The 13701-nt window shown below is 64.4% G+C and carries 6 protein-coding genes; all 6 read left to right on the top strand.

Annotated features, from left to right (window positions below; all coding sequences use genetic code 11):
• The first annotated feature begins 1 nt into the window (after nucleotide 1).
• The 6 genes from FLL57_RS12085 to FLL57_RS12055 all read left to right on the top strand — a co-directional run bounded on the left by FLL57_RS12085 (nucleotide 2) and on the right by FLL57_RS12055 (nucleotide 13689).
• Nucleotides 2-8053 (top strand): non-ribosomal peptide synthetase/type I polyketide synthase, encoded by an 8052-nt coding sequence (locus tag FLL57_RS12085; protein WP_142883003.1) that lies wholly within the window; start codon nucleotides 2-4, stop codon nucleotides 8051-8053.
• Nucleotides 8050-10365 carry a condensation domain-containing protein gene (locus FLL57_RS12080; RefSeq protein WP_142883002.1) on the top strand — a complete coding sequence of 772 codons (2316 nt, stop codon included), beginning with the start codon at nucleotides 8050-8052 and terminating at the stop codon, nucleotides 10363-10365. Before FLL57_RS12085 ends, FLL57_RS12080 begins: the two co-directional genes overlap by 4 nt.
• Nucleotides 10366-10643: 278 nt before the next feature.
• Complete coding sequence (locus FLL57_RS12075; protein ID WP_235677128.1) at nucleotides 10644-11543, top strand: dienelactone hydrolase family protein; 900 nt, start codon at nucleotides 10644-10646, stop codon at nucleotides 11541-11543.
• Between the two features lie 15 nt (nucleotides 11544-11558).
• Nucleotides 11559-12263 (top strand): 4'-phosphopantetheinyl transferase family protein, encoded by a 705-nt coding sequence (locus FLL57_RS12070; protein ID WP_142883000.1) that lies wholly within the window; start codon nucleotides 11559-11561, stop codon nucleotides 12261-12263.
• Nucleotides 12264-12823: 560 nt separating this feature from the next.
• A complete protein-coding gene (locus FLL57_RS12060; protein WP_142882999.1) occupies nucleotides 12824-13165 on the top strand; it encodes a curlin repeat-containing protein in 342 nt (113 codons plus the stop codon).
• A gap of 140 nt (nucleotides 13166-13305) precedes the next feature.
• Nucleotides 13306-13689 (top strand): hypothetical protein, encoded by a 384-nt coding sequence (locus tag FLL57_RS12055; RefSeq protein ID WP_142882998.1) that lies wholly within the window; start codon nucleotides 13306-13308, stop codon nucleotides 13687-13689.
• Nucleotides 13690-13701 lie beyond the last annotated feature (12 nt).

Genomic DNA, 13701 nt, shown 5'->3' with positions numbered 1-13701 from the left:
GATGTCGGACAACAATGAGATCGGCTTCGCGATCGTGGGGCTGTCCGGTCGCTTTCCTGGCGCACCGGATGTCCAGAAGCTCTGGCAGAACATCGTCGCGGCGCGTACGAGCGTCTCGCGTTTCTCTCCTGACGAACTGGAAGATTCTTTCGGCGATCAGGAGCGTGCCGAGTCCGACTTTGTTGCAGCGAAGCCGATTCTGGACGACGTCGATCTGTTCGACTGCGACTACTTCGGAATGTCGCCGCGCGAAGCGGATTTGACCGATCCGCAGCAGCGGATATTCCTCGAGATCTGCGCCGAAGCGTTGGATGATGCGGGATACGACCCGGAGCGCTATCAGGGGGCGGTTGGCGTATTCGCCGGCAGCTCGCTGAATACCTATTTTCTTCGACACGTCTGCCCCGATCGTGAGGCCGTCGAGCGGTTCACGTCGAACTTTCAGGTGGGGTGCTATTCCGAGCTGTTGGGCACACTCAATGATTTCACTGCGACGCGGGTCGCCTACAAGCTGAATCTCAAGGGGCCGGCGGTTTCGGTCCAGAGTGCCTGTTCGACGTCGCTTCTGGCCGTCGCGCAGGCATGCGAAAGCCTCGCCGCTCTGCAATGCGACATGGCATTGGCCGGAGGGGTCTCGATTACGTTTCCCCAGAAGCGCGGCTACATCTATCAGGAGGGCGGAATAGCCTCGCCCGACGGCACGTGCCGGCCGTTCGATGTCGATGCGGCGGGGACCGTGTTCGGTTCCGGTGCGGGCGTGGTTGCGATCAAACGGCTCGCGGACGCGATCGCGGATCGCGACGAGATCTACGCGGTGATCAGGGGCTACGGCATCAACAACGATGGCGCCGGCAAGGTGGGATTCGCAGCCCCCAGCGTCGGCGGGCAGGCGGAGTGTATCGCGGCGGCGCTGGCGATGGCCGGATTTGAGGCCGAGACCATCGGCTACGTCGAGTGCCACGGCACCGGCACGCCGCTCGGCGATCCGATCGAGATCGAGGGACTGTCGCAAGCGTTCGCTGAAGCCTCCACCGGTTCGATCAGCGATCGCAACTGTGCTTTGGGATCGGTAAAGGCGAATGTCGGTCACCTGGATGCCGCGGCGGGCGTCACAGGGCTGATCAAAACCGCCTTGATGCTTCACCACGGCATTCTGCCGCCTCAGGCGAATTTTGCGGAGCCCAACCCACGCCTCGACCTTGCGAAGCGGGGATTCCGGGTGGCGACGGAGTTGCAGGAATGGCCGCGCGGAGATCGCCCGCGTCGCGCCGGCGTCAGCGCCTTCGGGGTCGGAGGCACCAATGTTCATTTGTGCCTGGAGGAGTCGCCGCCGACTGCTGCGGAGAGTTCGACTCGGGTCGAGAACGTGGTGGTTCTCCGGCTGTCCGCCAAGTCGTCCGCTGCGCTGGAGACGATGCGGCTGCGGCTCGCCGATCACCTTGACGACGCCGTTCGGCGTGGCGAGCGCGTCGGCTTGAACGAACTGGCCCACACCCTTGCCGCGGGACGGCGGACGTTCGATCGGCGTTGGGCTGTTGCCGTCAACTCTGTGGAAGGAGCGGTCCGGTCGTTGCGCGAGGTTCGTTCCGACGCCCGCCCGGTATCACTCCGCCCCGGTGCGGTGTTCATGTTCCCCGGCCAGGGAGCTCAGTACCCGGGAATGGGGCGCTGGCTCTTCGAGTCCGATCGGGAATGCCGCGCCGAGATCGAGCGCGGTGCAGCGATCGTCAAGGATCATCTCGGCGTCGACATCCTCGCCGTGCTGTTCGACGATCGCGACGTCGACGATCATGCGATCCGATCGACGACCTTGGCGCAGCCGGCGCTCTTTCTCGTCGAACATGCGCTGGCGCAGCGGCTGCTCCTGTCCGGGATCGAGCCGAGGGCGATGATCGGCCATAGCCTCGGCGAGTTGGTGGCGGCGACGCTGGCGGGCGTGATGTCGTATCAGGATGCGCTCGAGCTGGTGGTGCATCGCGGACGCATCATGCAGGCCCAGGCTCCGGGTGCCATGCTCAGCGTCCGGTTGTCGGCCGCCGAGCTTTCGGCGCATCTGCCGGTCGGCGTCGAGATAGCGTCCGACAATTCGCCTCGCCTCAGCGTCGCCAGCGGTCCGTTCGAAGCCGTGGAAGAACTCGAGCGGCGGCTGCAAAGGGAGGAGATCCCTCATCGGCGTCTCCACACCTCGCACGCCTTTCATTCAGCCATGATGGATCCGGTGGCTGTCGAGCTCGAGAAAATCGCCGCTGGGATTCAGCTCCGACCGCCGAAGCGCCGGTTGATCTCGACCGTGACGGGAACATGGATGACCGCGGCAGAAGCGACGTCGCCCGCCTATTGGGCACGTCAATGCCGCGAGCCTGTCAGCTTCCGCGCCGCGCTCACCGCGCTGATCGATACGATATCCGAACGGGCTGATTGTCTTCTGGTCGAGGTCGGGCCGGGCAGAACGCTGTCGACATTCGCGGGGGCCTCATCGTCCGCTTCCAAGGTCCGGGCGATTATCACGACCGCTCCGGACTACGCGGAACGAAACGACGAAGAGCTGACTTTCGCGCAAGCGCTCGGCGATCTGTGGGTACGCGGCGCGAGGCTGAAATCCGATGGTCGCCCGGCGGCCGGGGCCCCACGGCTGAGATTACCAAGCTATCCGTTCGAGCGCACGCGCCACTGGATCGCGCCCCCAGCTCCGGCCCGTCCTGTTGTCACCATGCCTGTCCCAGCGGACCGAGGAGACGCGTTCGCTCGGCCGGCTCCCCTGCAAGAGCTTCGTCGCGATCGGGATGGTCTGTGTAGCGTCTCGATGGAGAGTAAGATGCCTGGTGACGAAGTCTCGAAGGCGTTGATCAAGACGCTTGCGGCTATCCTGTCAGATGTCTCGGGGCGACCTCTTTCGGATCAGGATGCGGCGACGTCCTTCATCTCGCTCGGATTCGACTCTTTGCTGCTCGGTCAGGTGGCGCAGCGTGTCAACAAGTCGTTCGGTGTGAAGATCACGTTCAGGCAGTTGATGCGAGATCTCAACTCGCTCGATGCCCTGGCTGCGATGGTGAAGACGTCGGCACCGGCCGACAGATTGCCCCAGGTCGAGCGTGTGCCCGAGAGGCCTCAGGTGACGATGGTCGAGCGGTCGATCGTCGAGCGACCGGCAGAGACCTCGCTGTCGAAACATCCCCCGGCTCCGACGACGACGCCAACCGGAGGCGTCGAGGCGTTGCTACGCGAGCAACTGCAATCGATGGAACGGATCTTTGCCGCTCAGCTCGCGGCGGTCGGCAAGGACGAGCGCATCGCGGCCGAGTTGCCCGTTGCGGCGGTGCCGGCCAATAGCCGCGCAGGGAGCCCCCCTGAGAGTGACCTTGTGATGCCGGAAACGGGCGAGGAGGGCGGCGGTCGGTTCAAAATGTATCGCCCCGGCGCCGGCGCTGACGAGCTCGAACTCGCGCCAGAGCAGCGAACCTACATCGCGAACCTCGTCCGACGCTACAACGACCGCACTCCTGGATCGAAGTCCCGCGCCCAGGCATCCCGCAGAGTTCTCGCCGATCCCCGGACCGCGAGCGGCTTCAATGCCCAGTGGAAGGAGATGGTCTACCCGATCGTGTGCAAGCGGTCGAAGGGAGCTTCGATCTGGGACGTCGATGGCAACGAGTACATCGATCTGGTGAACGGCTACGGCCAGACGATGTTCGGTCATGTGCCGCCATTCGTCGTCGCTGCATTGCAGGCGCAATTGGAAGACGGATTCGCGATCGGACCGCAGACCGAACTGGCCGGCGAGGTCGCTGCGCGCATCAGCGCCATGACCGGCAATGAGCGGGTCGCTTTCTGCAATACCGGCTCGGAAGCTGTCATGGCCGCCATTCGGATCGCGCGGGCAGTGACCGGACGACAGAAGGTCGTGGTGTTCAGCGGCGCCTATCATGGTCAGTTCGACGAGGTTCTGATCAAGTCGTGCCGTGCGGGCAGCGTGCCCGGTGCACTTCCGATCGCGTCGGGCATCCCGGTCGAAAACGTCGGACAGATGATCGTCCTGCCGTACGGCCATCCAGCCAGCCTCGAGATCGTCAGCCGAATGGCCGACGATCTTGCGGCCGTGATCGTCGAGCCGATTCAAAGCCGGCATCCTGCTCTGCAGCCGCGAGACTTCGTCGCCTCCCTGCGTGAGCTGACAGCGAACAGCGGGACCGCGCTGGTGTTCGACGAGGTGGTGACCGGCTTCAGGGTCGATCCCGGTGGAATGCAGAAAGTCTTCGGCATCAAGGCCGATCTGGCGACCTACGGCAAGGTTCTCGGCGGAGGAATGCCGATCGGCGTGGTCGCAGGCCGCGCTGATTTCATGGACGCGCTGGATGGCGGCTTCTGGCAGTATGGCGACGATAGTGAGCCCGAAGTCGCACCGACATTCTTTGCCGGAACGTTCGTCCGGCATCCGATGGTGCTCGCCGCCGCACGCGCAGTGCTCGAGCACATCGAGCAGAACCAGACGGAAATCTACGCGCCATTGGCGCAGCGCACGCGGCAGCTCGTCGATCGGATCAATTCGCACCTCGACGGCCACGGATTGCCGACGCGGGCCGAGACCTGTGCGAGCTGGTTCTTTGTCGATGGTTCAGCCTTGGGGCGGTTTGCCGGCCTGCTGTTCGCCGAGCTTCGCTTGCAAGGGATTCATGTTCACGAGGGCTTCCCGTGTTTCCTCACCACCGCTCATGAGGCCGCCCAGTGCCAGGCGATCGACACCGCGTTCGAACGGGCGATCGGCGCCTTTGCAGACGCCGGGCTGGTCGCGGGCGAGGCGAAGGGCATCGCCAAGCCGCTAGCCCGTGACGGTGACGACCAGGCCGGGCCGCAGCCGCAAACACGCAAGACCGTGCCGCTGACCGAGCCTCAGATGGAGGTGCTGCTTGCGGCGCAGATGGGTGAAGCAGCCTCGATGGCGTTCAACGAGTCGGTCAGCGTTGGTTTCAACGGCCCGCTCGTCGAGAGTGCTTTGATCAAGGCGGTCGAAGACGTCATCCGGCGTCACGAGGCGCTTCGCGGCCGTGTCGTCGATTTCACCGGGATGCTCGAGATCATCCCCGATTTCGTGCCGAAGATCCCGATCATCGTTCTGGACGGGGAGGACCGCGATACGGAACTGACGCGGTGGCTGGCCAAGGATGCAAGAACGCCGTTCGACCTCTTCAATGGACCGTTGGTTCGCGCGAGCCTTCTGCGTCTGGACTCTGACGTCCATGTGCTGGTCTTCACCGCGCATCACATCATCTGCGACGGCTGGTCGATGAACGTCCTGCTCGGCGACTTGGCCGAGATTTACAACGCTTATCGCGACGGAAGAGTGCCGTCGCTGGTGCCGGCCGCGAGCTTTGCCGAACACGCCGCGCAGCGATCTCCGCCGTCTGCTTCCACGGTCGAATTCTGGCGGAAACAGTTCGCACAGGTGCCGGCGTCCTCGGAGCTTCCGCTCGACCGTCCGCGCCCGGAGATCAAGAGCTTCCTGGGTGCATCCTTGCGCGAGCGGCTGGGACAGGAACTCTGCGGCAAGGCCAGGGAGCTGGCGAAACGCCGTGGCGTGACCCTGTTCACGGTGCTGTTTGCCTCGGTGCAGACTCTGTTCGCCCGGCTTTGCGACAACGAGCGCGTTGTCTTGACGGTGCCGATGGGGGGGCAGGCGTTGCTGGATCGGCAGGATCTGGTCGGGCATTGCGTCAACTTCCTGCCGGTTCCGATGTCTGCCCGGCCGGATGTCTCGTTTTACGAACATCTGAAGCACGTGGACGAGAAGCTGAACGACATCTTCGATCACCAGGACTACACGTTGGGGTCTCTGGTTCGTGACCTGGACATTCCCCGCGGCATCAACCGGACTCCGCTGTCGGACGTCCAGTTCAATCTCGAGCGGGTCGGTTCTCGGCTGACGTTCCGTGACGTCGAAACGCGTGTCGACACGAATCCAAAAGCGTTCGTCAATTTCGACATCTTCATCAACATGATCGAAACGGACGACGACATCACGATCGAGGTCGACTACGCGACGGATCTGCTCGATCGGGCGACGGTGTCGCGATGGCTCGAGCAATTGCGCTGGATCCTGGCGCAAGCGCTCGAGCAGCCTCAGATCAATCTGCACGAACTGAAGCTGCAGGAGCTGATCGTGAGCGGCCGTGAAAGCGGTCAAACCGCCACTGTTCAGCCGTCGCGTTTCGACATCCCCCTGGTGGAGATGATCGAGCGGAACTGCGACCGCACGCCCGATGCGATTGCGGTGGAGTACGAGACGGACGTTCTGCGCTACCGCGAGCTGGAATCGAGAAGCAACCGGATTGCGGATCGGTTGCGAGCGTTGGCTCCCGCCAACGGAGCCCGGGTCGCGGTGGTGGTTCCGCGCGGCCTTGATCTGCCGGTCGCATTGGTCGCTGTTGCGAAGGCGGGGCTCGCCTACGTCCCGGTCGATCCCTCGCTTCCGGTGGCTCGGATACGGCAGATGGCTCGAGCTGCCGAGGTTGCGATCTTCATCACTGCCGGAGCGGACTGCCCGGTTGCGGCCGAAATGGGGACGCCGATCATCGATCTCGTGCGGGATGCTGCGCAGATCGATGCCGCATCGGCCGCTCGTCCTGAACCCGCGCCGTCACAGGAGGTGCTCGACTCGACCGCCTATGTGATCTTCACATCGGGGTCGACCGGAACGCCGAAGGGCGTGGAGATCGGTCACCGCGCGCTCGCCAATTTCCTCGGCTCGATGGCGATCCAGCCGGGCTTCAGCGCCGATGATCGGATCGTCGCGGTCACCACGGTGTCGTTCGACATCGCGGTTCTCGAACTGCTGCTGCCGCTGTATTGCGGCGGTCGGACGGTGATCTGCGGCAAGGACAGGCTGCTCGAGCCCGAGAGCGTCGTGCGGCTGATCGAAACCAGCGCTGCAACGATCGTTCAGGCCACTCCGACGCTCTGGCGCGTGCTTCTCGAAGCCGGCTTGCAGCCGTCGCGGCCGCTTCGTGCGCTGAGCGGCGGCGAGGCGCTGCCGCGCGACGTTGCCGACAAGCTGATCGCCGCAGGCTTCGAGCTGTGGAACATGTACGGGCCGACCGAGACTACGATCTGGTCGGCCTGCGGACGGATCGTCGATGCATCTCGGCCGATCGTCATCGGCGAACCGGTCGCCAATTCGGATCTCCACATTCTGACCGACGACGGGACGCTGGCGCCAGTGGGCACGCCGGGAGAGCTGTGCATCGGCGGAACGGGGCTCGCCAAAGGCTACGTCAATCGGCCCGATCTGACGGCTGCCGCGTTTCCGGTGATGACGCTGCAGGATGGCGAAACGGTTCGGCTGTATCGAACCGGCGATCTGGCGATGCGCCTCGCCGACGGCAGTATTCAACTGCTGGGCAGGCGCGACCAGCAGGTGAAGATTCGCGGCTTCCGCATCGAGTTGGAAGAGATCGAAGCCGTCCTGCGAACCTGTCCAGAGATCGTGGACGCCGCCCTCATGGTCGAGAATGCCGACACTGCCGACGCCGCGCTGGTGGCTGCCTTCGTGGCGAAGCCCGGGATGACGGTGAGTGTCGACAGTCTGCAGCAGACGGCGCAGCTCAGCCTGCCTCACTACATGGTCCCCAATCGGTTCGTTGAAGTCGCCGAATTGCCGAAGACCGCGAATGGCAAACTGGACCGGAAAGCTCTGTCCGCGGCGATCGTCACTCCGTCGACTGTCGTCAGTTTCAGCGAGAAGCTGGAAGAGCGCGACGAGCCGGCGCGAGACGTGCTGGCCAAGGTCATTGCGATCGTCGAAGCGGCGCTAAATCGCACCGGGATCAAGCCGGATGACCGGGTGTTCGCTCTCGGCGCGACCAGCCTGCATGTCTTCCGGATGGCCGCGCGGTTTTCGGAAGCCAAACTGCCGATCAGGGCACAGGATCTGATGACCAATCCGAGCATGAGCGATCTGGCGCGACGTGGCTCCGTCGCGGCAAGAACGCAGACGTCGGACAGGAAGACACCATCGCTCGCCGAGTTCCGGCGTCCCTTGAGCCGCGTGAGGACGACATGAAGACGCAGCTCCCCTCCATCGTCGAGCAAGAGCCGGGGATCGAACCGGTCCGCTGCACCAGCATTCAAGAGCGCTATCTCGACCTTCAGAGTCACAGCCCAGGCTCGTCGCTGGCCAATGTCGCGATGCGCTGGCTGATGAAGGGAGCGGTGCGCGACCAGACGATCCAGAAGGCGCTGGACTTTCTCGCCGGCCGGCACGAGGCGCTCCGGACGAGATTTGAACGCTCGGCCGACGGCTACTCACAGATTGTCGTCGAAGCCTCGCCGAGGCTGTCCCTGATCGATCTGTCGCAGCTATCGAGCGACCGCTACCAGGCGGAGGCGGAGCGGCTGGCGTCGCTCGAGGCGAGGGCGGCGTTCGATCCGGTGGTCGCACCGCCCTGGCGAACGACCGTGCTTCGGCGCTCGCCGAACGAGGCGATCCTGCTGCTCACGTTCCATCACGCCATCGCGGATGGCTGGTCGGTCGGACTGATCGCGCGCGAATTCGCCGCCGCGGTCGAAGCGCTGGAGCGCGGTCAACGGCCGGATTTGCGCGAACTGGACCTGCAATATGTGGACTATGCGCAGTGGCAGTCGGCGTTGCTGGCGAGCGACGGCCTGACCGAGGAGCGACAGTACTGGCGAGGCAAATTGTCGGGGCTGTGTCCCCTCGACATCAAACCCACCAGGCAGCGCGTGCTCGATGCCGGCCGCGACGGCGAGATCAGGAGCCGTGTTCTTCCGAGGCCGCTGACGGATGCGCTGCAGGCGCTGGCGCGGCGTGAAGGCTTCACGATGTACGGGCTGGCGTGTGCGGCCTTGACGCGTGCCCTGGGCCGCAAGCTGGAGACGGACGAGATCATCATCGGAACGCAGGTCGCCAACCGCGACGATCCGTTGCTGTTCGATCTGGTCGGCCCCGTGGTCAACACCGTGGTCCTGAGGCTCGGGATCGAGGCGGGCAGCGATCCGCTCACGCACGCGCGCCGCATCAGGGACGAGGTCTCGCAGGCGCTGGCCAACAAGGCGCTGCCATTCGCCGAGATCGTCGCCGGCATCGAACTGTCGGATCGGAAAGACCTGCCGCTCGGCTACGCCATCAATTTTGCGGCGCAGGCCGCCAATGTCGAGACCAGCCAGGTCGGCGTGATCCGGCGCGGCGCTCTCGAACTGGTGTCGCTGCCGTCGGTGACGACGGGTTGCCTCTACGAATTCAGTTTCTTCCTGGTGGAGCGACAGGAGGGGTGGCGGATCTCCTGCGAGTACAACACCGATCATCACGTCGCCGCCGCCGCCGATACGCTGCTGAAGGCGTGGTCCGAGGAGATGGAGGCCCAGGCCGATCTGGTCGAGAGCGACCGGGAGGGCTGGGCTCCGGCCTCGAAGGGCGATCAGCCGAGCGGCGACATCGCTACCCCTGTTGCGCTCTCGCTCGAGCGCAGACTGCCGAGCCGACGTCCCACGCGGCCCTATTTCCAGCCTTGCGTGCTGCAATCCGAGGGCAAGCTGCCGCCGATCTTCGCGTTGAGCAACAGATCCCTGTACTATCCGCTGGTTCAGCGGGTGGCGGCGGGACGTCCGTTCATCGACTTGCAGTGGGCCGACGCCGCCGAGTTGCCGCCGCTCGATCAGGACAGCATTCGCAGGATCGCGGCCGATGCGGTTCGGCAGATCCGGGCGCACGATCCGATCGGCCCGTACTATCTGATCAGCCTCTGCCTGATGGGCAACGTCGCGCTCGAGGTCGCTCAACAATTGAAGAGTCTCGACGGCGAAGTGTCGGTGATCTTTCTGCTCGATACGGTCGCGCCCGGCTACGTGGAGTCGATGAGCCGGTTCGATCGTTTCCTGAGGCGAATCCAACTGACGGACAGGATCATCCCCGATCTGATCGCGCGCGTTCGAAAGGTCAGGTCCGGGGACATGAGCATGGCGGCTGCGATGTCGCAGTACTCGATCGTCAGGAACAATCCCCTGGCGCGATTGATCGGCCGGGGCGGTGATGCACCGCGTCCGAGAGCAACCAACGAGGATTTCCTCAATCACGGCCTGATGGACTATCTGCTGGACGCCAGGGCGTTGTATCCCTGGCAGCCGTATGACGGCGAAGTCGTTCTGTTCCGGAGTTCGAAATCGCGCGTCGGACGGTTGTTCGAACGCGGCCTGGGATGGGACAAGGTCGTCAACGGACAGCTCCGGATCTTCGACGTGCCCGGTGTGCACGACGACATGACCCGCGAACCCGCCGTCGCCACCATCGCCGAATACATGAGCTGGATGATCGATCGGCGGGAGGGCCGCTGGTCGGCGGAGCGCTCCGCCGGCTGAGGACAGGCGCGATGTTGTCGTCGAGCAGGGATTTCGACGTGCCCGCTGGAAGTCTCCGGCAGGGGCTCGGCTGACCGATGCGCCGAGGTGCCGTCTTGCTTCTCCTCGTCGTCGCAGGGCTTGCGGTGGCTGCTGTGGTAGGAGGCTCGATCTGGGCCGAACGCCGCGCCTCGAAGCTCGTCGGTCCGACCGATCAGGCGCGTGTCGGGGAGGTCGTCTTGGCGGACTCCGGACGGCAGACCGGAATCGAGGTTCGGATCTGGAGGCCGAGCCTGCCGGTGCAGCACCCCGCGATGAAGGCAGACCGTCCCGATCGGGCGCTCCCTCTGGTGATCTACATTCCCTCGTGGGGAGGTCGCCGCTCCGAAAATGATGTGTTGCTGTCCGCCATCGCCGGCGCGGGTTTCATCGTCGTCGCCATGGACGACATCAGCCATGACCGGCCGGATCCTGCGACGGACGCTGCCGACGAGGCGGTCCGGTTGGCGCCGTTCAGCATGCAGACCGCGCAGGACTACGCGAGCTTCCCGTCCACGAGTGAGCGCCGAACCCGGCTGGGATTCGACAAGCTCGAGCGGGTTCTGGATCGGCTCAGCGCCCGACCAGCGTCGGCGATGCTTGAAGGCGCCGACGTCTCCCGGATTGCGGTGGTCGGCTATTCGTTCGGCGGCGCGGTCGCGGCGAGAGCCATCGCGCTCGACGCGCGCTTGGCGGCCGGCGTCAATCTCGATGGCTGGGTGATCCACACGCCCGCTGCGGCAGGGCTTCGGCGGCCGCTCCTGGCGGTGTACGCGTCGCTGCAGCCATCCGAACGTCAATGGTCGCATCGTCCGAACTACGAGACCAAGATCGGATGGGAAGATTTCGGCTGCCTGCTGGCGCTTGCCCGCTCGTCCGGCTCGAGAGTGTTCATGGTCGACGGTGCGAGGCACTCGGACTTCTCCGATCAGCTCTACACCGAAGATCGATGGCGCCATTGGCGGCCGCTGGCTCCCAAGCGCATCGCGCCGGAGCGCATGCACCTGATCGTTGATACGCTTGTGCTCCAGTTCCTCATCGAGCATCTGATCCAGCCCGGGACAGAGCCCAGCGCGGATTTCGCCGAGGTCAGATCGGTGACGGAAATCGAGAGCCTGATTCCGACCGGCCCGCGGTTGGGCGTCGGTTCGGCCAATTAGACCAGGCATTGCTCAATGAGCGAACCGGTTGAGATCTGGGAGATCTGCTTCGAAGAGGCCGGGGCGGTGGATTGGCAAATTCTGGATCCGCGCGAGATCGCTGCGGCAGACGCATTCATCCATGCTGACGATCGCTATCGCTACGGCGTGATGCACACGGCCTTGCGGCTGCGTCTGTCCGAACTACTGGACACGGCTGCCGAGGCGGTCACCATCCTGGTCGGAGCCCACGGGCGGCCGTTCGTCGCGGGGCGTGCGGCAGAAATCGATTTCAACATCTCGCATAGCCGGCGGACCGGACTGATCGCCATCTCGAGGGCCGGGACCGTCGGAGTCGACGTCGAGGATCGCGACGCCGCGGCGGACTACTCCGAAATGGTCGACACCATCTTCGAGCAGCACGAGGCCGCCTGCCTGCATCGCCTGGAAAAATCGGTCCGCAATGATCTGTTCCTGCGCGGATGGACCCGGAAGGAGGCCGTTGCGAAGGCTGTCGGAACCGGCTTTCTGCTCGATCCAAAGCTGTTCCGTGTCCCGCTCGATGACCGCGGCAGTTGGAGCGTGTCGGTGCACAGCCCGGTGACCCGCCAGCTCGCTTTGATCGACCTGAGTTCTGATGCAAGGGCGGCCGCTGTCGCGGGCGCCGGACTGCAGAACCGCCCCCGGGTTCGCAAATTCCGCTTCGAGCGGACCTCCGCGCGCGCAGGCTCCCTGCGCTGAATCTCGGGTGGCTTCACCGGGGGCAGACAGGTCGGGGCCGCTCGTAACCGCCGGATGCCTATGCGACGTCTGTCAGCACCGAATGCCGCTGATCGCAGCTTACCTTTCCGTTTCTGCCGCCGAGCGGCTGGTATTCGTGATCAGTTCGCAAGCTCGCTTTAACCTTTGATGCTCAATGTCACGTTGTTGGGCGGAGGGGGTCATGAAGAGCTCTGGAATTTCATTCTCCGAAGTTCCCGAATCGGCCTTCGGAAAAGCGGAAGACGAGGCGGGCCGACCGTTGGGCCAGCCAGCAGGGCTCCGGTACTCGTCTCCTTGGCCGTGGGCGGCCGCGGTCTTCATCAGCTCCGGACTGTGGGCCGGTATCGGCTGGTTGATTTTCGCCCTTTAGATTGCCGACGCCATCGAGTTTTGCGAGCCTTGAGGTGCGCGTAGCTGCGTGCCGTCATTCGACATTGGAACGATGAGTCGCCCCTGCCAGTTCAGGGGGAACGGTCAGTGCTCTTACGATTTCGAAAGGAACCGCATCCGATACTGAGCGGATTCGAGGGGGAGCACCGATGCGGACCATCCGGATACTGTCAGTTGCCACTGTCCTGTTTGCAGCACATCACCCGGTGTGGGCCAGCGAAGCCTATGTGAGTCAGTCCGCCGGCGGCAAAGCGCAGCAGGCGCCCACTGGATCGGCTCGAACCACCGCGGTCCCGGTGACGATCGAGAGTGCGGCGCGGTTGATGCGGGCTGCCGCGGCGATGCCTGATCCCGGTAAGGCGAACGTATCGATGGTCGCTCAGTCCGGTAGTCTGAACTCGGCTGTCTTGGCGCAGATTGGCGGCGCGAATTCGTCCTACATCATCCAGCAAGGATCTCAGAACAGCGCCATCGTCAGTCAGCGCCGGTAGCAGCCCGGAGGCCGAGCGGTTTCCGGCGAGGCGTGCGCTCTGCGGCCGAAGGCTTCGCCATTTGCGATCAACGGTGCTAAGGACGATGACCGAGAGAGTCGTCCGGAGGCGGACGATCTGCCATCGCGAGGGAGAAGCAGATGTCGTATCCGGCAATGCTGTTGGCGGTGATGAGCGTCGGTGGTCTCGTTTCGGATAGCGACGTCGTAAGGTCGCCCTCGGCCGATCAGACCAGCACCTTCAGGCTCGCCAACGAGGTCTATGTTCAGCAGCCGCACGGCATGCTTCCGCCGCTTGCGACCCGTGCGGGTGAAATCCCCAAGCTGTCACCGGAGAGCGGGTTGGTTGCTCCGAAGACAACGCCCGGCGGCCTGAAGCCGGCCACGGCGAAGAAGGGCTCGCCCGAATTGGGCGGATCCCCGGCTCCGGCCGGAAGCAGCGGGCAGGTGTCTTGCGATCCGAGCAACTCGTCGTCGCAAGCCTGCTACAGCGCCACCCAGCAAGCCAGGCCGCCGACACGCTGAGATCGTTGCGAC

Origin of the sequence: Rhodopseudomonas palustris (assembly GCF_007005445.1) — a bacterium.
Classification (GTDB): Bacteria; Pseudomonadota; Alphaproteobacteria; order Rhizobiales; family Xanthobacteraceae; genus Rhodopseudomonas; species Rhodopseudomonas palustris_G.
This window is presented reverse-complemented; position numbering and strand designations above follow the sequence as displayed.

Coding starts and splice junctions, on each gene's coding strand:
- FLL57_RS12085 (WP_142883003.1), top strand. CDS start 2: ATGTCGGACAACAATGAGATCGGCTTCGCGATCGTGGGGCTGTCCGGT.
- FLL57_RS12080 (WP_142883002.1), top strand. CDS start 8,050: ATGAAGACGCAGCTCCCCTCCATCGTCGAGCAAGAGCCGGGGATCGAA.
- FLL57_RS12070 (WP_142883000.1), top strand. CDS start 11,559: ATGAGCGAACCGGTTGAGATCTGGGAGATCTGCTTCGAAGAGGCCGGG.
- FLL57_RS12060 (WP_142882999.1), top strand. CDS start 12,824: ATGCGGACCATCCGGATACTGTCAGTTGCCACTGTCCTGTTTGCAGCA.
- FLL57_RS12055 (WP_142882998.1), top strand. CDS start 13,306: ATGTCGTATCCGGCAATGCTGTTGGCGGTGATGAGCGTCGGTGGTCTC.